Source organism: Chromobacterium fluminis (assembly GCF_011602385.1).
GTDB classification, from domain to species: domain Bacteria; phylum Pseudomonadota; class Gammaproteobacteria; order Burkholderiales; family Chromobacteriaceae; genus Chromobacterium; species Chromobacterium fluminis.
On the sequence record NZ_JAAOMA010000035.1, the window covers coordinates 1 to 17742 of the forward strand.

Annotated in this window: 21 protein-coding genes; 10 read left to right on the plus strand and 11 right to left on the minus strand. The window is 62.8% G+C overall.

The genetic code is table 11. From position 1 onward, the window contains the following. The 7 genes from HA052_RS19920 to folE form a co-directional block, all read left to right on the plus strand. Window positions 1-407 (plus strand): DUF2062 domain-containing protein (locus HA052_RS19920; protein WP_166453274.1); only part of this gene is annotated, 407 nt, incomplete at its 5' end. A gap of 9 nt (window positions 408-416) precedes the next feature. Further along, window positions 417-974: an NUDIX domain-containing protein gene (locus tag HA052_RS19925; RefSeq protein WP_166453275.1), complete on the plus strand. Its 558-nt coding sequence runs from the start codon at window positions 417-419 to the stop codon at window positions 972-974. After that, the gene (locus HA052_RS19930) at window positions 961-1278 is read left to right on the plus strand and encodes a PilZ domain-containing protein (RefSeq protein ID WP_081545720.1); all 318 of its coding nucleotides are present in this window, start codon (window positions 961-963) and stop codon (window positions 1276-1278) included. Before HA052_RS19925 ends, HA052_RS19930 begins: the two co-directional genes overlap by 14 nt. Before the next feature lie 399 nt (window positions 1279-1677). Beyond that, a complete protein-coding gene (locus HA052_RS19935; protein ID WP_081545718.1) occupies window positions 1678-3606 on the plus strand; it encodes a PrkA family serine protein kinase in 1929 nt (642 codons plus the stop codon). A gap of 150 nt (window positions 3607-3756) precedes the next feature. Beyond that, entirely contained in the window at window positions 3757-5040 is a 1284-nt protein-coding gene (locus tag HA052_RS19940; RefSeq protein ID WP_019100827.1) for a YeaH/YhbH family protein, read from the plus strand. Between the two features lie 161 nt (window positions 5041-5201). Next, on the plus strand, window positions 5202-6716 hold the full coding sequence (locus HA052_RS19945; protein WP_166453276.1) for a SpoVR family protein: 1515 nt from the start codon (window positions 5202-5204) through the stop codon (window positions 6714-6716). 224 nt (window positions 6717-6940) lie between these two features. Further along, window positions 6941-7579 carry a GTP cyclohydrolase I FolE gene (gene folE / locus HA052_RS19950; protein WP_081545714.1) on the plus strand — a complete coding sequence of 213 codons (639 nt, stop codon included), beginning with the start codon at window positions 6941-6943 and terminating at the stop codon, window positions 7577-7579. Window positions 7580-7583: 4 nt separating this feature from the next. On the opposite strand, the gene HA052_RS19955 is transcribed toward folE, so the two are convergent. The 4 genes from HA052_RS19955 to HA052_RS19970 are packed head-to-tail and all read right to left on the minus strand — an operon-like array spanning window position 7584 to window position 10558. Next, window positions 7584-8363, minus strand: coding sequence for an ATP-binding cassette domain-containing protein (locus HA052_RS19955; RefSeq protein ID WP_166453277.1), 780 nt, complete (start codon window positions 8361-8363; stop codon window positions 7584-7586). Further along, the gene (locus HA052_RS19960; RefSeq protein ID WP_166453278.1) at window positions 8356-9330 is read right to left on the minus strand and encodes a FecCD family ABC transporter permease; all 975 of its coding nucleotides are present in this window, start codon (window positions 9328-9330) and stop codon (window positions 8356-8358) included. The genes HA052_RS19955 and HA052_RS19960 overlap by 8 nt, the downstream gene beginning before the upstream one ends. 35 nt (window positions 9331-9365) lie before the next feature. Continuing rightward, entirely contained in the window at window positions 9366-10178 is an 813-nt protein-coding gene (gene dapB, locus HA052_RS19965; protein WP_166453279.1) for a 4-hydroxy-tetrahydrodipicolinate reductase, read from the minus strand. Further along, window positions 10175-10558, minus strand: a complete 384-nt coding sequence (locus HA052_RS19970; protein ID WP_081545710.1) for an outer membrane protein assembly factor BamE — start codon at window positions 10556-10558, stop codon at window positions 10175-10177. Before HA052_RS19970 ends, dapB begins: the two co-directional genes overlap by 4 nt. 93 nt (window positions 10559-10651) lie before the next feature. Here HA052_RS19970 and fur point away from each other — a divergent pair, with 93 nt between their 5' ends. The 3 genes from fur to HA052_RS19985 are packed head-to-tail and all read left to right on the plus strand — an operon-like array spanning window position 10652 to window position 12499. After that, window positions 10652-11077, plus strand: coding sequence for a ferric iron uptake transcriptional regulator (gene fur, locus HA052_RS19975; RefSeq protein WP_048409204.1), 426 nt, complete (start codon window positions 10652-10654; stop codon window positions 11075-11077). After that, the gene (aat, locus tag HA052_RS19980; RefSeq protein ID WP_081545709.1) at window positions 11074-11775 is read left to right on the plus strand and encodes a leucyl/phenylalanyl-tRNA--protein transferase; all 702 of its coding nucleotides are present in this window, start codon (window positions 11074-11076) and stop codon (window positions 11773-11775) included. The genes fur and aat overlap by 4 nt, the downstream gene beginning before the upstream one ends. Then, on the plus strand, window positions 11762-12499 hold the full coding sequence (locus HA052_RS19985; RefSeq protein ID WP_081545708.1) for an arginyltransferase: 738 nt from the start codon (window positions 11762-11764) through the stop codon (window positions 12497-12499). The genes aat and HA052_RS19985 overlap by 14 nt, the downstream gene beginning before the upstream one ends. A 121-nt stretch (window positions 12500-12620) precedes the next feature. On the opposite strand, the gene HA052_RS19990 is transcribed toward HA052_RS19985, so the two are convergent. From HA052_RS19990 to HA052_RS20020, 7 genes are all read right to left on the minus strand, one after another. After that, window positions 12621-13088, minus strand: coding sequence for an outer membrane lipoprotein (locus tag HA052_RS19990; RefSeq protein ID WP_240937432.1), 468 nt, complete (start codon window positions 13086-13088; stop codon window positions 12621-12623). Window positions 13089-13200: 112 nt separating this feature from the next. Then, on the minus strand, window positions 13201-14229 hold the full coding sequence (locus HA052_RS19995) for a quinone-dependent dihydroorotate dehydrogenase (RefSeq protein ID WP_166453281.1): 1029 nt from the start codon (window positions 14227-14229) through the stop codon (window positions 13201-13203). A 58-nt stretch (window positions 14230-14287) separates the two neighbouring features. Next, on the minus strand, window positions 14288-14878 hold the full coding sequence (locus HA052_RS20000; RefSeq protein WP_081545705.1) for a malonic semialdehyde reductase: 591 nt from the start codon (window positions 14876-14878) through the stop codon (window positions 14288-14290). Window positions 14879-14906: 28 nt separating this feature from the next. Next, complete coding sequence (motD, locus tag HA052_RS20005) at window positions 14907-15743, minus strand: flagellar motor protein MotD (protein WP_081545704.1); 837 nt, start codon at window positions 15741-15743, stop codon at window positions 14907-14909. A 19-nt stretch (window positions 15744-15762) separates the two neighbouring features. Beyond that, window positions 15763-16704 carry a S49 family peptidase gene (locus HA052_RS20010; RefSeq protein ID WP_166453282.1) on the minus strand — a complete coding sequence of 314 codons (942 nt, stop codon included), beginning with the start codon at window positions 16702-16704 and terminating at the stop codon, window positions 15763-15765. A 40-nt stretch (window positions 16705-16744) separates the two neighbouring features. Next, window positions 16745-17107 carry a Rieske (2Fe-2S) protein gene (locus HA052_RS20015; RefSeq protein ID WP_081545702.1) on the minus strand — a complete coding sequence of 121 codons (363 nt, stop codon included), beginning with the start codon at window positions 17105-17107 and terminating at the stop codon, window positions 16745-16747. Then, window positions 17083-17742 carry an HAD-IA family hydrolase gene (locus HA052_RS20020; protein WP_166453283.1) on the minus strand — a complete coding sequence of 220 codons (660 nt, stop codon included), beginning with the start codon at window positions 17740-17742 and terminating at the stop codon, window positions 17083-17085. The genes HA052_RS20015 and HA052_RS20020 overlap by 25 nt, the downstream gene beginning before the upstream one ends.

Sequence of the window (17742 nt, forward strand, 5' to 3'; positions counted from 1 at the left end):
GGGTGGGTTTGTTCGCCGGCCTGATGCCCGGCCCCACGCAAAAGGTGACGGCGGTGGCGCTGGCTTTGCTGATGCGGGTGAATCTGCCGGTGGCGGTGTTGTTCACGCTGTACACTAACCCTTTGACCGTATTGCCGCTGTACTTTCTGGCTTATGCTTATGGCAAGCTTTTACTGGGCAATCCGGCTGCGGGTACAATGACGCCGCCGCCCAATTGGGACCGGATGAGCTTGCCGGATTGGTGGCACGCCTGCCTGAATTGGCTGGCGGAGCTGGGCTGGCCTTTGCTGGTGGGGTTGCCGGCGCTGGGCCTGACCTTTGCCGTGATCGGCTACGCGTTGACGCGGCTGCTGTGGCGCTGGGCGGTGATCAGCGCCTGGAAAAGCAGGCATTGCAGAACACTTTAAGGGGTGATTGTGGATCTGGTTGAAAAGCAGTTGTCGTCGGAGCTGGTGTATCAGGGCGGTTTTCTCAAGGTTCATAAAGACGAGGTGGCGCTGCCGGACGGCGCGGCGTCCACGCGCGAGTACATTCTGCACCCCGGCGCGGTGGCGGTGCTGGCGCTGACGCCGGACGGCAAGCTGGTGCTGGAGCGCCAGTACCGTTACCCGGCCGGCCGCGAGTTTGTGGAGATTCCCGCCGGCAAGATAGATCCGGACGAGGTCCCGGCGGCCACGGCAAGACGGGAGCTCTTGGAGGAAACCGGCTACGCGGCGGAGCGCTGGACGTATCTGGGCACTGCCTATCCCTGCATAGGCTATTCCAACGAGCGCATCAGTTATTACCTGGCGGAAGGGCTGAGCCAGCAGGGCAGCCGGCTGGACGAGGGCGAATTCCTGGAGGTGCTGACGGTGCCGGTGGCCCAGGCGATGGAGATGACGCTGAGCGGGCTGATATGCGACAGCAAGTCCATCGTGGGGCTGCACTGGCTGGCGGCGCATCAGGCCGGGAGGATGCCGGGTGTCGCCGTTTGATCCTTACCGGGATCGACGGCGCGGGCGCCGCATCAGCATGGGCTGCAAGGCCCGCATCCGTTCTTTGATCAGCGGTGAAACCCATTACGGCGAGTGCGTGGATCTGTCGGTGGACGGCATGGCCTTGCGCTCGTCCTTTGTGCCGCAGTTTGGCGAGCGCCTGTCCGTGATCGTGTTGGCGCCGGGCGTGGGCGGCATGCCGGGCAAGCCCTTGGAGGCGGTGGTGGAGGTGAAGCGCTGCAACGAAGTGCAGCGCGGCCGCATCTATGAAATCGGCGTGCGCATCGTGCAGCGCAAAGGCTGAGCGCCGCCTTCCGCGCCGGCGCGGCGCATGCTTTATATTCCCTTCTCTTTTATTCGTCCGGCGGTTTGGTCTAAATCTTCCGATGGCCGCTCAGGAAATGTTTGATTATCAAAGCCTTTTTTTGGGGCCGATTTCCGTTTACTCCCGCTTACACGCCGCTCGTCTCCCGTTACAAAAAAAAGCTGGCGGAATTCACCATCCATTTCAAATACTTGTATTGAATCTGGCTCACGATCTCATATTTTGTGTGCAGGCGCGGTTTTGCCCTGCCAGGCTGTGCGTTATGCTATACCCAGAAAAAGAAAGCCGGAAACAATGTGAATACTCTAATTCAGCAAGGGGAGCAGCGGATGCCGCGTGCATATCGTTTGCGCCTCTGCTACCTGCCAGGAGAGAGCCATGCACCCGGATATCTTCAGTCACTACGCTGCTCGTTACGACAAGACTCGTGAGGAGGAGTACACCATCCAGGAGTACCTGGAGCTCTGCAAGAAAGACCCCGGCGCTTACGCCACCGCCGCAGAGCGCATGCTGGCCGCCATAGGCGAGCCGGAGCTGGTGGACACTCGGCACGATTCGCGTCTGTCCCGCATTTTTTCCAACAAAGTCATCAAGGTCTATCCCGCGTTCCGTGATTTCTACGGCACCGAGGAGGTGATCGAACAGGTGGTGTCCTACTTCCGCCACGCCGCGCAAGGCCTGGAAGAGAAGAAGCAGATCCTCTATTTGCTGGGCCCTGTGGGCGGCGGCAAATCGTCCATCGCCGAGAAGCTGAAAGAGCTGATGGAGCTGGTGCCGTTCTATTGCCTGAAAGGCAGCCCGGTCAACGAGTCTCCGCTGGCGCTGTTCAACTACGACGAAGACGGGGCGCTGCTGGAAGAGGAATACGGCATCCCGCGCCGTTATCTGAAGAGCATCCCCAGCCCGTGGGCGGTGAAGCGGCTGCATGAGTTCAACGGCGACATCGGCCAGTTCCGCGTGGTCAAACGTTACCCGTCGGTGCTCAAGCAGATCGCGGTGGCCAAGACCGAGCCGGGCGACGAGAACAACCAGGACATCTCGTCGCTGGTGGGCAAGGTGGATATCCGCAAGCTGGAGAAATACGCGCAGGACGACCCGGACGCTTACAGCTACTCCGGCGGCTTGTGCCTGGCCAACCAGGGTTTGCTGGAATTCGTGGAGATGTTCAAGGCGCCGATCAAGGTCTTGCACCCGCTGCTGACGGCTACCCAGGAAGGCAACTTCAAGGGCACCGAGGGCTTTGGCGCGATTCCGTTTGAAGGCGTGATCCTGGCCCACTCCAACGAATCCGAGTGGAAGCAGTTCCGCAACAACAAGAACAACGAGGCCTTCTTGGATCGGATCTACATCGTCAAGGTGCCGTATTGCCTGCGCGTGTCGGACGAGATCAAGATCTACGACAAGCTGATCCGCAATTCTTCGCTGGGCCGCGCGCCGTGCGCGCCGGGCACGCTGAAGATGATGTCGCAGTTCGCGGTGCTGTCGCGGCTGAAAGAGCCGGAAAACTCCAGCCTGTTCAGCAAGATGCAGGTGTATGACGGGGACAATCTGAAAGACACGGATCCCAAGGCCAAATCCATCCAGGAATACCGCGATTACGCCGGGGTGGACGAGGGCATGAGCGGCTTGTCCACGCGCTTCGCCTACAAGATTCTGTCCAAGGTGTTCAACTTCGATCACAGCGAAGTGGCCGCCAACCCGGTGCATCTCTTGTATGTGATCGAGCAGCAGGTTGAGCGCGAGCAGTTCCCGGCGGAAATCGAGCAGAAGTATCTGACCTTCCTGAAGGAGTACCTGGCGCCCAAGTATGTGGAGTTCATCGGCAAGGAGATTCAAACCGCTTACCTGGAAAGCTACTCCGAGTACGGCCAGAACATCTTCGACCGCTACGTCAGCTTCGCGGACTTCTGGATTCAGGACCAGGAGTATCGCGATCAGGACACCGGCGAGATCTTCGACCGCACGTCCTTGAACGCGGAGCTGGAGAAAATCGAGAAGCCGGCCGGGATTTCCAACCCCAAAGACTTCCGCAACGAGATCGTCAACTTCGTGTTGCGGGCGCGGGCCAACAACGGCGGCAAGAATCCCACCTGGACCAGCTACGAGAAGCTGCGCACGGTCATAGAGAAGAAAATGTTCTCCAACACCGAGGAGCTGCTGCCGGTGATCTCCTTCAACGCCAAGGCCAGCGCCGAGGATGCGAAGAAGCACGAGGACTTCGTCAACCGCATGGTGGAGAAAGGCTACACCGCCAAGCAAGTGCGTCTGTTGTGCGAATGGTATCTGCGAGTGCGCAAGTCCTCGTAAGCCATCGCTGATCCGGCGCCGCCTGGGGCGGCGCCGGAAATCGCCCAAGCGGCCGCTGTCGCCGCCGGGCGGTGAATAATATAACAACAGCAAGCCAGGCGATGGCCGCCAGCGCGCGGCCGCCGCCGGCACAGGCAAAGCGAGGTGCTTATGTCCCACATCATCGATCGGCGCCTCAACGGCAAGAACAAGTCCGCGGTCAACCGCGAACGGTTTCTGCGCCGTTTCAAGGCCCAAATCAAGGAAGCCGTCGCCAAGGCGGTCAAGGGGCGCAGCATTACCGATATCGAGAGCGGGGAGAAGGTCTCGATTCCGGTAAAGGATATTTCCGAACCCGTGTTTCATCACGGCAAGGGCGGCATGACGGAAAACGTGCACCCGGGCAATGAGGAGTTCGTCAAAGGCGACCGCTTGCCGCGGCCGCAAGGCGGCGGGGGAGGCGGCGGCAGCAAGGCCAGCCAGGACGGCGAGGGCGAGGACGATTTCGTATTCCAGCTGTCGCGCGAAGAGTTCATGAACGTGTTCTTCGACGACTTGGCGCTGCCCAATCTGATCAAGACCCAGCTGATGGGCATTGAGGAGATGAAGACGGTGCGCGCTGGTTACACCAACGACGGCACGCCGGCCAACATCAATATCGTGCGTTCGCTGCGCGGCGCGCTGGCGCGGCGGGTGGCGATGGCCGCGCCGACGATGGCCACGCTGGGCGACGCGGAGGAGGAACTCGACACCCTGATGGAGGATGACGAGGACAACACCCTGGAAATCCGCGAAAAACGGCAAAGCATCCACCGGCTGCGCGAGCGCATCGCCAGCATTCCGTGGATAGACCCGTTCGACCTGCGCTACAACAACCGAGTCAAGCAGCCCAAGCCCACCAGCCAGGCGGTGATGTTCTGCATCATGGACGTGTCCGGCTCCATGGACGAGCAGAAGAAGGACATGGCCAAGCGCTTCTTCATCCTGCTTTACCTGTTCCTGCAGCGCAATTATGAAAAGATCGAGGTGGTGTTCATCCGCCATCACACCAGTGCGGTGGAGGTGAGCGAGGAGGACTTCTTCCACTCGCGCGAATCCGGCGGCACCGTGGTGTCCTCGGCGCTCAACCTGATGGCGGAGATCGTCAAGAAGCGCTACGCCGGCAGCGAGTGGAATATCTACGCCGCTCAGGCGTCCGACGGCGATAACTGGGACAGCGATTCCGCCAACTGCGGCCGCATCATGGAGGAAGACCTGCTGCCTTACTGCCAGTACTTCGCCTATATCGAGATCACCGAAGGAGAGCCGCAAAATCTCTGGTACGAATACTTGAAGGTGCAGGAACGCAACCGCCAGTTCGCGATGCAGAAAATTCGTTCGGCTTCCGACATCTACCCGGTATTCCGGGAACTGTTCAAGCGTCAGCCGGCCAATGGCCGCGCCGCCACCGCCTGAGAACGTGTTTATGATCTCGCGAGACAAGGCGGAAACGAGTGAAAAAGCGGAATGCACACGTGGTACATGAGCATATTGAACTTGTACTCACCGTGTAACGCTTCACGACGCGCAGCAGATCGTAAACAGGTTCTGAGCGGTCTTGCCAAGGGGGCAGCAACATGACACCAATTTCTACCGGGTCCGAATGGACCTTTGACCTGGTCAACGAGTACGACCGGCAAATACGCACCATCGCGGTGGACGAGTTCAAGCTGGATGTCTATCCCAATCAGCTGGAAGTCATCACCGCCGAGCAGATGATGGACGCCTACGCCTCGGTGGGCATGCCGGTCAATTATCACCACTGGAGCTACGGCAAGCATTTTGTCGCCACCGAAAAGAGCTATAAGCGCGGCCAGATGGGGCTGGCCTATGAGATTGTGATCAACTCCAACCCCTGCATCGCCTATCTGATGGAAGAAAACTCCATGACGATGCAGGCCTTGGTGATCGCCCACGCCGCTTACGGCCACAACAGCTTTTTCAAGGGCAACTACCTGTTCCGGGCCTGGACCGACGCCTCGGCCATCATCGACTATCTGGTGTTCGCCAAGAGCTATATCACCAAGTGCGAGGAGCGCTACGGCATCGACGCGGTGGAGGATCTGCTGGATAGCTGTCACGCGCTGATGAATTACGGCGTGGACCGCTACAAACGGCCGCAGAAGTTGTCGCTGGCCAAGGAGCAGGCGCGCCAGGAAGAGCGCGAGCAATATCTGCAGACCCAGGTCAACGACCTGTGGCGCACCATTCCCAAGCGCGACAAGGACGGCAGCGACAAGGCGCCGCCGCGCTTTCCGCCGGAGCCGCAGGAAAACCTGCTCTACTTCATCGAGAAATCCGCGCCGTTGCTGGAACCTTGGCAGCGCGAGGTGGTGCGCATCGTGCGCAAGGTGGCGCAGTATTTCTACCCGCAGCGCCAGACCCAGGTGATGAACGAGGGTTGGGCCACTTTCTGGCATTACACCATCCTCAACCGGCTCTACGACAAAGGCATGGTTACCGACGGCTTCATGATGGAGTTTTTGCAGAGTCACACCAATGTGGTGTATCAGCCGCCGGTGACGGCGCGCTGGTACAACGGCATCAATCCGTACGCGCTGGGCTTTTCCATGTATCAGGACATCAAGCGCATCTGCGAGGCCCCCACCGACGAGGACCGCGCCTGGTTCCCGGACCTGGCCGGCACGCCGTGGCGCGAGTCCCTTGAGTTCGCGATGAAGAACTTCAAGGACGAGAGCTTCATCTCGCAGTATCTGTCGCCCAAGCTGATTCGCGATTTCCGCCTGTTCTCCATTCGCGACGACGACCACGACGACAAGCTGGAAGTGTCCGCCATCCACGACGAGATGGGCTATCGAGACATTCGCGGCAAGCTGGCCGAGCAGTACAACCTGGGCTCGCGCGAGCCCAATATCCAGGTGTGGTCGGTCAATGTGCGCGGCGACCGCAGCATGGTGTTGCGCCACACCATGCACAACCGGCGGCCGCTGGACGACAATAGCGCCAACGAAGTGCTCAAGCACGTGTGCCGGTTGTGGGGCTTCGACGTGAGGCTGGAGAGCGTGGACGGCAATGGCGAGGTCAAGCAGAGTTACGAGATGAAATCCAATATGGAAGGCGCGCGCGTGTAGCGGCGACGGCCTGTGATATAGTCGCAAACCCGGGGCCGGTGTCGCCGCCCCGGGTTTTTCATGCCGCCGGCGGATGCAACTTTCCCTCCAGGCCGCTCTCGAATTCCTATTTCGATTGCAAGCCGCCGCCAAAGAGCCGGCTCAAATTTGCGAGCCGGCTTTCGTCGCGCCATGCGCCGCCGGCGCGCAGCGGACGTTGAATCAGCGGTCACAAGGGAGACGATATGGACCATCAGCATTGCGATCATCCAGCGCCGGAGCGCGAACCCAAGGTGGGCGTGGAGCGGTTGCGGCCGTTCGACAAAGAGGCGTTTGAGCGCGCGGTGACCGATTTGCTGACCGCCTGCGGCTTTCAGCCGCAAGGCGATCCGCATCTGGGCAGGACCGCGGAGCGGGTCAGCGCGTTCTGGCGCGACCGCCTGCTGGACGGCTACGCCGCCGATCCCAGCGAGGTGCTGGGCTGCGGCTTTGAAGACAATTCCCGCGAGATGGTCATCATCAGCAATATCTCCATCCACAGTCTGTGCCCGCATCACCTGGTGCCGTTCGAGGGCATTGCCCACGTCGCCTACATTCCGGGCGGGCGGCTGCACGGCTTCGGCCGCATCGCGCGCTTGATCGACGTGATCTCGCATCGTTTGAATTACCAGGAATGGATTTGCCAGGAGGTGGCAGACGTCTTGGTGCGGCACGGCATGGCCAAGGGCGCGGCCTGTGTGATCCAAGCCAAGCAGATGTGCTTGCAGCTGGGGGAAAACCGGCGCGGCGCGGAGGCCGTGATCACTCAGGGCTTCGCCGGAGAAGTGAGCGAGGCCGACCGCACGCGTTTTCTCAGCGAGTGCAAGCAGGCCTCGCACCGCTGAGCGTTTAGTCTGGGTGCGGGTGGGGCAAGGGCACGAAAGCCCGCAAGTCATGTTCCTGGCTGCTCAGCTCCGCCAGCCGCACGCCGTAAACCGCTTCCAGTGTTTCCCGTTGCATGATCTCCGCCGTGGGTCCGAAGCCTGCGGCGCGTCCTTCGTTCAACAGCAGTACATTGTCGGCGTGGCGCAGCGCCAGGTTTAGGTCGTGCACCACCGCCAGCGCGCCGATATTCAGTTCGCGGCAGATGCGGGCCACTTGCGCCAGCAGCGCGTCCGCCATCGCGAAGTCCAGCGCGGCGGTGGGTTCGTCCAGCAATAGATAGCGTTCCGCGTCCGCAGAAGCCAATAGCTGGCACAGCGCGCGCGCCAGGTGAGCGCGTTGCTGTTCGCCGCCGGACAGCGTGCGCGCCTGGCGTTGCGCCAGTTCCTCGGTACAGCTTAGTTCCATCGCCCGGCGGCAAGCGTCGGCGACATGGCCTAGCAGGTAGGCGCCGGACTGGATCAATTCCAACGTGCTCCAGCCGGCCGGCGTCAACGGATTTTGCTCCACCACCGCGCGTTGGCGGGCCAGTTCCGCGGCGGATTGGCCGCGCAGCGGCCGGCCGGCCATCCACACCTCGCCGGCGCTGGGGGCGTACAAGCCGGCCAGCATGCCCAGCAAGCTGCTTTTGCCGGCGCCGTTGGGGCCTAGCACTATATTGAGTTCGCCCGGCGCCACGCGTAGGGACACCGACTCCACCAAGAGGCGGCCCTGGCGGGAGAGGCTGAGGGCGCGCGCTTCAAGCATGGGCGTCCTTTTCCGCGCTTTGCCGCAGCAGCCACAGGAAGAAGGGCGCGCCTATCAAGCTGGTGATCACGCCCACCGGCAGTTCGCTGGGCGCCAGCAGGCTGCGCGCCAGCCAGTCCGAGGCGATGGCCAGCAGCGCGCCCAGCATGGGCGCGATCCACAGCAGCCGGCGCGCGTTGCCGCCCACCAGTTGGCGCGCCAGGTGCGGGCCCATCAGGCCGATGAAACCGATCATGCCGCAGGCGGACACCACCAGGCCGGCGGCCAGGGCCGCCAGGATCACCACCTGCCATTCGCGGCGACGCACTTCAAAGCCCAGGTGAAAGGCGGCGGTCTCGCCCAATTGCAGCGCGTTGAGAAAGCGCCATTGCCGGTGCAGCGCCAGCCAAACCAGCGGCGCGGCCGCGCACAGCAAGACGGTTTGCGGCCAGTCCACGCTGGCGAAGCTGCCCATCAGCCAGAAAATCACCACGCGCAAGGAGCCGTCGGGCAGGGTGGTGATCAGCAAGGTCAGCAGGCTGCCCAGCAAGGAGCTGATGGCGAGACCGCTGAGGATCAGCCGGCTGCCGCCTTCTTGAGTCTGGCCCAGCAGGCGGATCAGCAATAAGGAAGACAGGCCGCCGGCGAAGGCGGACGCGGACACCGCGTAGAGGCCGGCGCCCAGGCTCAGCGCGGCGGCGGCGGCCAGCGCCGCGCCGCTATTGATGCCGATCAGGCCGGGCTCGGCCAGTGGATTGCGGAAACGCGCTTGCACCGCCGCGCCGGCGCTGGCCAGCAAGGCGCCGGCGCTGGCGCTGGCCAGCAGGCGCGGCAGACGCAATTCCAGCAGCAGCTGCCATTCCAGTTCCGGCGGCGGATGGCCGGCCAGCAGAAGGGCCGCGTCAATGCCGCTGCCGTGCAGCAATGAAACCAAGGAGAGCAGGATCAGGCCGATGGAGAGGCCCAGAGTCAGGGGGAGGAGGCGCATGGGAAGGAGGCGGGGAGAGAGCTCCCCGCCGGTGCTCAGCGCAGGCCCAGCACGTCCTGCATATCGAACAGGCCGTGCGGTTTGCCGGCCAGCCAGCGCGCGGCGCGCACTGCGCCGTTGGCGAAGGTGGCGCGGCTGGAGGCCTTGTGGCTGATTTCCACGCGCTCGCCGATGGCGGCGAACAAGGCGGTGTGGTCGCCGACCACGTCGCCGCCGCGCACGGTGGCGAAGCCTATGGTTTGCGGATCGCGTTCGCCGGTCACGCCTTCGCGGCCGTAGACGGCGCATTCGTTCAGGTCGCGGCCCAGCGCGTCGGCGATCACCTCGCCCATGCGCAGGGCGGTGCCGGATGGCGCGTCCACTTTATGGCGGTGGTGGGCTTCGATGATTTCGATGTCGTAACCGTCGTTCAGCACCCGCGCCGCCATATCCAGCAGCTTGAAGGTGAGGTTGACGCCCACGCTGAAATTGGCGGCGAACACGATGCCGATCTTGTCGCCGGCGGCGCGGATCGCCGCCTTGCCGGCCTCGTCGAAGCCGGTGGTGCCGATGATCATCCGCACGCCGCGCTCGGCGCAGGCCGCCAGGTGTTCCAGCGTGCCTTCCGGGCGGGTGAAGTCGATGACGGCGTCGGCGCCTTCCAGCGCCTGGAGGAAGTCGCCGCTGATCTTGACGCCGGTGCGCTGGCCAATGAACAGGCCGGCGTCCTGGCCGATGAATTCCGAACCGGGGCGGTCCACCGCGGCGTGGAGAACCACGCCCGGCGCGGCCAGCGCCGCTTCTATCAGGGTCTTGCCCATGCGGCCGCCGGCGCCGACGATCACCAGTTTTAGCGGGGTGGCGCTCATGGCTTGACTTCCTGAGCCGGCGCGGAGGCGGTCAGCGGCGGGCGTTCGGCCGGTTGCGCCTGGCCTTCCACGCGCTCCAGCACGTCGCCGTTGAAGTAGACGGTTAGCAGGCGATTGCTGTTTTTGTCCAGCTTGCCCTGCTTGATGTCGCTATAGGTGTAATCCCAGCGATTAGCGTGAAACGCGTCGGCCAGTAGCGGAGAACCCAACAGGAAACGCACTTGCGAGCGGGTCATGCCCGGTTTAAGTTTGGCGACGGCATCCTCTGTGACATAATTGCCCTGCTGGATTTCCATCTTGTGCGGGCTGAGCCAGTTCAGGGGGTTCATCGAACTGCAGCCGGAGAGGGCAATGACGGCGGCAAAAATCAGGGCGCGCATGATACTCCGTGACCGAATAGTTATAAGGCGGTAATTAGGCAAAGCCGTGAAAAGGCTTTATCATGATCTGAAATCGACCCACTTTATATCACGATGAGCAAAGCCAGTCACCTTAAAGATATCGGCCTCAAGGCCACCGGCCCGCGTCTGAAAATCCTCGATTTGTTCGAAGAGGAGAACGCTGGTCACATGTCGGCGGAAGATGTCTATCGCAAGCTGCTTGCGGAAAATATCGACATCGGCCTTGCCACCATTTACCGCGTGCTGACGCAATTCGAGCAAGCGGGCATTTTGGTGCGCCACCATTTTGAAACCGGCAAAGCCGTGTACGAGCTGAACCAGGGCGGCCATCATGATCATATGGTGTGCGTCAGCTGCGGCAAGGTGGTCGAGTTCTTCGATCCTGAGATCGAAGCGCTGCAAGACCGCATCGCCGAGCAACACGGCTTCCGCATCGTCGATCACGCGCTGTACATGTACGGCGAGTGCCCGGACTGCCTCAACGCCAAAAAGGCATGATTCCCTGGCTCGGTCCTGAGCCGGTTTTCCCTCCGGTGCGGCTGGCTCTGCGCGAACCCAACGGTTTGCTGGCCGCTGGAGGCGATTTATCCCCGCAGCGCATCCTGGCTGCTTACTCCCAAGGCATCTTTCCCTGGTTTTCCGAAGGCGAGCCTATCTTGTGGTGGTCGCCGGCGCCGCGCATGGTGCTGTGTCCGGACGAGCTGAAAGTCAGCCGTTCCATGGACAAAGTGCTGCGCAACCAGTCCTATGAAATCCGCGTGGACACTGCGTTTCGCGAGGTGATGTCGGCCTGCGCCGAACCCAGAACCCAGCAGCAGGGCACTTGGATCGTTCCGGAGATGGTGGACGCGTATTGCCGTCTGCACCGCTTGGGTTACGCGCACTCCTTCGAGACCTGGATAGACGGCGAACTGGCCGGCGGCCTGTACGGCATTGGTCTGGGTCTGATGTTCTACGGCGAATCCATGTTTTCCCGTTGCAGCAACGCGTCCAAACTGGCCTTCATCCACATGGTGCGCCATCTGCGCGCGCAGGGGGTGACGATGATAGATTGCCAGATGCACACCCGTCATTTGCAAAGCTTGGGCGCCAAGTTGGTTTCGCGTCAGACATTTCTTGCTACTCTGAAAGAGAATGCCCGACGGGCGCAGCCCGCCGCGATGTGGAACTACCGGTATACCAATGAGCCATCGTGATCCCGGCCCGACAGTGGCCATCCATTTCTACGCCACCGCGCCCTATCCGTGCAGCTATCTGGCGGGGCGTCAGGCGCGCTCGCAAGTGGCGATCCCGGCGGAGGCGATCGATGGCGAGGTCTACAGCCAACTGGTGAAGCTGGGCTTTCGCCGCAGCGGCCTGTATACCTACCGGCCTTATTGCGACAGTTGCCAGGCCTGCGTGCCGGTGCGGATTCCGGTGGAGCGCTTCGCGCCCAGTCGCACCCAGCGCAAGGTGGCGCGTCGGCTGGAGGCGATGCAGGTGCGCCTGCTGCCGTTGGAGTTCAACGCCGAGCACTATGCCTTGTACCGCTGGTATCAACAGTCGCGGCACGCCGGCGGCGGCATGTCGGACGACGATCCGCAGCAGTACTCGGAGTTCATTCTGAAAAGCGGAGTGGACAGCATGCTGGCGGAGTTTCGCCTGGAGGGCGAGTTGAAGATGGTCAGCCTGATCGATCGCCTGTCCGATGGCCTGTCCGCGGTGTACACCTTCTACGATCCGGACGACGCCAAGTCCAGCCTGGGCGTGTTCAATGTCTTGTGGCAGGCGGAGCTGACGCAGCGGCTGGGGCTGCCGCACTTATATCTGGGCTATTGGATACGCGAATGCCAGAAGATGTCCTACAAGGCGATGTATCAGCCCTTGCAGGCTTTGATGGATGGGCGCTGGGTAGAGTTGTCCAGGCCGCGGGACGAGTGAGCGGCACCCAATGAAAAAGCCGGCGTGAGCGCCGGCTTTTTCATTGCTGACGCGGTCCGCGTCAGAGCCTGTTCAAGGCCTGCGAGTCGAAGACGTGCGACGGCGGGCCTTGAGCGGATGCTTAGAACGGCACCACGCGGTCGTTGCCGCCGCCGGTCAGCACGCGCACGCGCTGGTTGGCGGAGAACGGAATGTCGGCTTCCTGAACGATGGAGATCATGCGGCCGGAACCGTCCAGCTTGACGGTGATTTCCAGCGCGTTCTTGTTCAAGCCGCGCTGCGCGGCCTGGGCGCCGAAGCCGCCGGCCAGCGCGCCGACGATGCCGCCTGCGATCTGGCCTTTGCCGCCGCCGATATTGCTGCCGGCCAGGCCGCCCAGCGCGGCGCCGCCCAAGGTCAGCAGCTCATTGTTGCTGCCTTCCATTTTCACGTTCTGAACCGATACCACGGTGCCCAGTTGCACGGTCTGCGCCTGGCGCATCTGGCCTTTGGAGTAGACGGCGGCGGAGTCGGAGGTGGCGCAGCCGGTGAGCACGCCGGCGCTCAGCAGCGCGACGGCGGAAAGACGAATCAGTTGTTTTGCGTTCATATGAGTGAGTCCCATGTTATATAAGCGAGCCGGTTTGCCCCGGGATGGTCGCCGCGGGCCTGTCGCCGGGCTTCCTGAGGGAGGGCCCGTGTGCGGCCGCGCGTGCTGTTGTTCAGGGTTTGGCGCGCGCTGCGATCGCATTCGCGCATTCGGCCACCAGCGCCGGGCCTCGGTAGATCAGGCCGCTGTAGACTTGAACCAGGCTGGCGCCGGCATCCAGTTTTTCCACGGCGTCCCGCCCGGACAGGATGCCGCCAACTCCTATGATAGGCAGAGCGCCGTCAAGTTCCTTGGCTAATTTGCGAATAACTGTTGTCGAACGGTCTTTGACCGGCGCGCCGGATAGGCCGCCGGCTTGCTCCGCCAGCGGATGGCCGGCCACCGCCTCGCGCGACAGCGTGGTGTTGGTGGCGATGACGCCGTCGATGCGGTGTTCGGTCAGCAGGCGGGCGATGGCGACGATCTGATCGTCGTCCAGATCCGGGGCGATCTTCAGCGCCAGCGGCACGTGGCGGCCGTGTTTGTCGGCCAGCGCCTGCTGGCGTTGCTTCAATTGCGCCAGCAGCCGGCCCAGTTCGTCGCCCTCCTGCAACTGGCGCAGGTTCTTGGTGTTGGGCGAGGAGATGTTGACGGCGACATAGCTGGCGTAGGCGTAGACCTTGTCCAGGCAGGCCAGGTAGTCGTCGGCGGCGTTTTCTATCGGGGTGGCGGCGTTCTTGCCGATATTGATGCCGAGCACGCCCTGGAATTTGCAGCGGCGCACATTGTCCAGCAGGGTGTCCACGCCCAGGTTGTTGAAACCCATGCGGTTGATGATGGCCTGGTGCTCCGGCAGGCGGAACAGCCGCGGCTTGGGATTGCCCGGCTGGGGCCGCGGGGTGACGGTGCCGATTTCGATGAAGCCGAAGCCCAGCGCGGCCAAGGCGTCGATATGCGCTCCATTCTTGTCCAGCCCGGCGGCGAGTCCCACCGCGTTGGGGAAGGTCAGGCCCATGGCTTGCACCGGTTTGCGCGCGGCGTTTTGGCAGGTCAGCGCGCTCAGGCGCAGCTTGTGCGCCTGGTCCAGCATGGCCAGCGTCTGTTCATGGGCGGTCTCTGCGTCAAAGCGGAACAGCAGCGGGCGCAGAAGCGAATAGAGCATCTTGATTCTCCAGGCAGCAAAATGCCCGGCATTATAACCGGGCATGCGTGAGAGGGGATTAAAGAATCTGGCAGGCTTCGTCGAACTCGAAGCGCGGCGAACGCGGGTAGAGCTTGTCCGCTGCGCCGTAACCCAGGTTGACCAGGAAGTTGGATTTGAAGCGTCCGTCCGGGAAGAAGGCCTGGTCCACCGCGGCGTTGTCGAAGCCGGACATCGGGCCGCAGTCCAGCCCCAAGGAGCGAGCGGCCAGCAGCAGGTAGCCGCCTTGCAGGCTGCTGTTGCGCGCGGCGGTGGCCTGGATCGCCGCGTCGTTGCCTTCAAACCAGCTTCTGGCGTCGGCGTGCGGGTAGAGCTTGGGCAGGTGCTCGTAGAAGCGCATGTCCTGAGCCACGATCACGCATACCGGCGCGGCCATGGTTTTTTCGACGTTGCCTTCGGCCAGGCAGGGCTTGAGCTTGGCCTTGGCGGCGTCGCTTTGCACGAAGATGAAGCGCGCCGGCGAGCAGTTGGCGCTGGTGGGCGCCATTTTCAGCAGGTCGAACAGCTGGTGCAGCGTTTCGGCGGTGACCGGACGGTCTTGCCAGTGGCTGTGGGTGCGGGCGTTGAGGAACAGCTGTTCCAGCGCGGAATGATGAATCGGGGTGCTCATATCGTGCTCCTCTTGAGAAACAGGGGTGTTAGCGGCCATTGGCCATGGATGCGTCTTGCGGCGACAGCACTTCGGCGTCGCTCAGCCCGCTCGCCAATACGGTGATGGCGACGCGGCGGTTGCTGGCGCGGCCGTCGGCGGTGGCGTTGTCGCCCACCGGCAGGTTGGCCCCGCGGCCCACCGCCACCAGCCGTTCCGGCTTGATGCCGTTTTCCTGGAACAGGCGAACCACGCTGCCGGCGCGCGAGGCGGACAGTTCCCAGTTGGATGGGAAATAGGAGTTGCGGATGGGCACGGTGTCCGTGAAGCCTTCCACCCGGATCGGGTTGTCCACCTTGGCCAGTTGCAGCGCCATATTGGCCATCAGCTGGCGCGACTGCTCGTTGGGCTGCGCCTGTCCTGTGGGAAAGAGCGCGGTGTCGCGGATGTCGATGGTGACGCCCTTGCTGCTGTGCGTGATGGTGACCTGGCCGCTCTTGACCAGCGGGTCCATCACCTTGGCCAGATCCTGGGTCAGGTTGGCGAGCCGGGTTTTTTCATCGCCCTGGGCCGAGCCGGTATTGGCTTTTTTCTCGGCCTGATGCTCTCCCTTGACCGCCTTGGCAATGGGCTTGGTCTCGGGGATTTCTATCATGGTGTTGGCCCCGCCGCTGGGCGGGGTGGTGTTGACGCTGATGGTGGTGCCGGAACGGAAGGCGTCCACGATGGCGGAGGAGAGCACGCGGTACTTGCCCTCGTTGACCGAGGAGATCGCGTACATCACCACGAAGAAGGCGAACAGCAGGGTGATGAAGTCGGCGTAGGAAACCAGCCAACGTTCATGGTTTTCGTGTTCTTCTTCTTGTCGTTTTCTTCTGCGCGCCATGGTGTGCCTTGCCGATTGATCAGAACAGCTTGGTGTCGAACAGACTCTTCACGCCGCCGGCGAACTCCACGCCAATCTTGCGCGCCACGCGGCTGGACAGGTCGTCTTGCTGAGTATAGTCGACGGTTTTCTCCGCCTTGATCACGTCGCGCGCCACCGAGCGCACCGTGCCCAGGCCGTCGGCCAGTCCCAGCGGGATGCTCTTGTCGCCCAGCCACACCATGCCGGAGAACAGCTGCGGATCGTTGGCCAGGCGCTGGCCGCGTCCGGCCTTGACCGCCGCGATGAACTGTTGGTGGATGTCGTCCAGCAATTGCTGGCGTATGGCCTCTTGCTTGGGGTTGACCGGGGAGAAGGGGTCGCCCATCGCCTTGTTTTCGCCGGAGGTGCGCAGGCGGCGGTCCACGCCCAGTTTTTCCATGGCGCCGGAGAAGCCGAAACCGTCGGACAGCACGCCGATGGAGCCTACGATGCTGGCTTTGTCGACGAAGATCTTGTCGGCGGCGGAGGCGATGTAATAGCAGCCGGAGGCGCAAACTTCGCTGACCACCACGTAGACCGGCACCGCCGGATGCAGCTTCTTCTGGCGGCGGATCTCGTCATAGGCCATGCCGGACAGCGCCGGGCTGCCGCCCGGGCTATTGGCGTCGATGATGATGCCCTTGGTGCCCTTGTCGCCGAAGGCGTCCGTCAGCGCCTGGCTCAGCTTGTTGGCGGTGTCGCTCTGGCTGTCGATCACGCCTTCCAGCGTGATGACGGCGGTGTGCCCGGAGCCTACGAGGCCGGCGGTGGCCTTGTCCTCGTTGCGCATGAACAGGCTGAACAGGATGAAGCCGATGATGATCAGCCAGATCATGCGGAAGAAAATCTTCCATTGGCGGGCGCGGCGCTGTTCCACCAGCGCGGCGCTGGCCAGTTTTTCCAGCAATTGGCGTTCCCAATGGTTGGAGGTGTCGCTCATGTGTGGTGCTCCCTGAATAATTCCAGGAGTCTAGCAAAGTTCACGACGGCATGACATTGATGCAGATATTACCGTCCTGTTCGAAGACGGGCACGGCGGCCAACCGTTGGCCGCGACAGGGGCCGGAGACGCAATAGCCGGTGTGCGCTTCGTAACAGGCGCCGTGCATGCTGCACACCAGATAATGGCCGCTGAGGTCGAAGACTTCGCCGTCGCGCAAATCCAGCTCCACCGGGATGTGGCGGCAGGCGTTGACGTAGGCGTAGACCCTGCCGCGGTAGCGCACGACGAAGGCGGGCAGGGGCGGCGCGCCGTCCGTCTGTGCTATCTCGAAGCGCCAGGCGCGGCCGCCCTCCTGCAGTTCGGCCGCGGCGCAGATTATCCGAGTTTCGGCAGCAGCCATGTCTGCAGCTCGGCGTAGGAGTGGAACAGCGCCAGCGGCCCGCAGCTTTCCAGTTGCTCGCTGTCATGGGCGCCGAAGCTGACGCCCACGCCGTGGCAGCCGGCGTTGCCGGCCATCAGCAAGTCGTGGCTGGTGTCGCCTATCATCAGCGTGCGGCGCGGGTCCGCGCCCAGCGTCTCGGTCAGCGACAGCAGCATGTCCGGGTGCGGCTTGGAATGGCATTCATCCACGGTGCGGGTGGCGTGGAACAGCGGGCCAAGCCCGGTTTGTTCCAGCAGGCGGTTGAGGCCGGCGCGGCTGTTGCCGGTGGCCACCGCCAGAAAAGCGCCGCTGGCGGCGACGGCGTTCAGGCACTCCACGGCGCCGTCGAACAGGGTTACTTGATGCTGGTTGGCGTGGTAATGATGGCGGAAGGCTTCGGTCAGGCGCGGCAACTGCTCGGGGGAGGCGGCCGGACAGGCCTGTTGCAGCGCCTCCGCCAGGCGCAGGCCGATGACGTGGCTGGCCTGTTCGCGGCTGGGAACGGGTAGGGACAGGTCGGCGCAAGCTTGCTGGATGGACTGGCTGATGTGGGCGGTGGAGTCCATCAAGGTGCCGTCCCAGTCGAAAACGACCAGATCGAAGCGAGTGTTCAT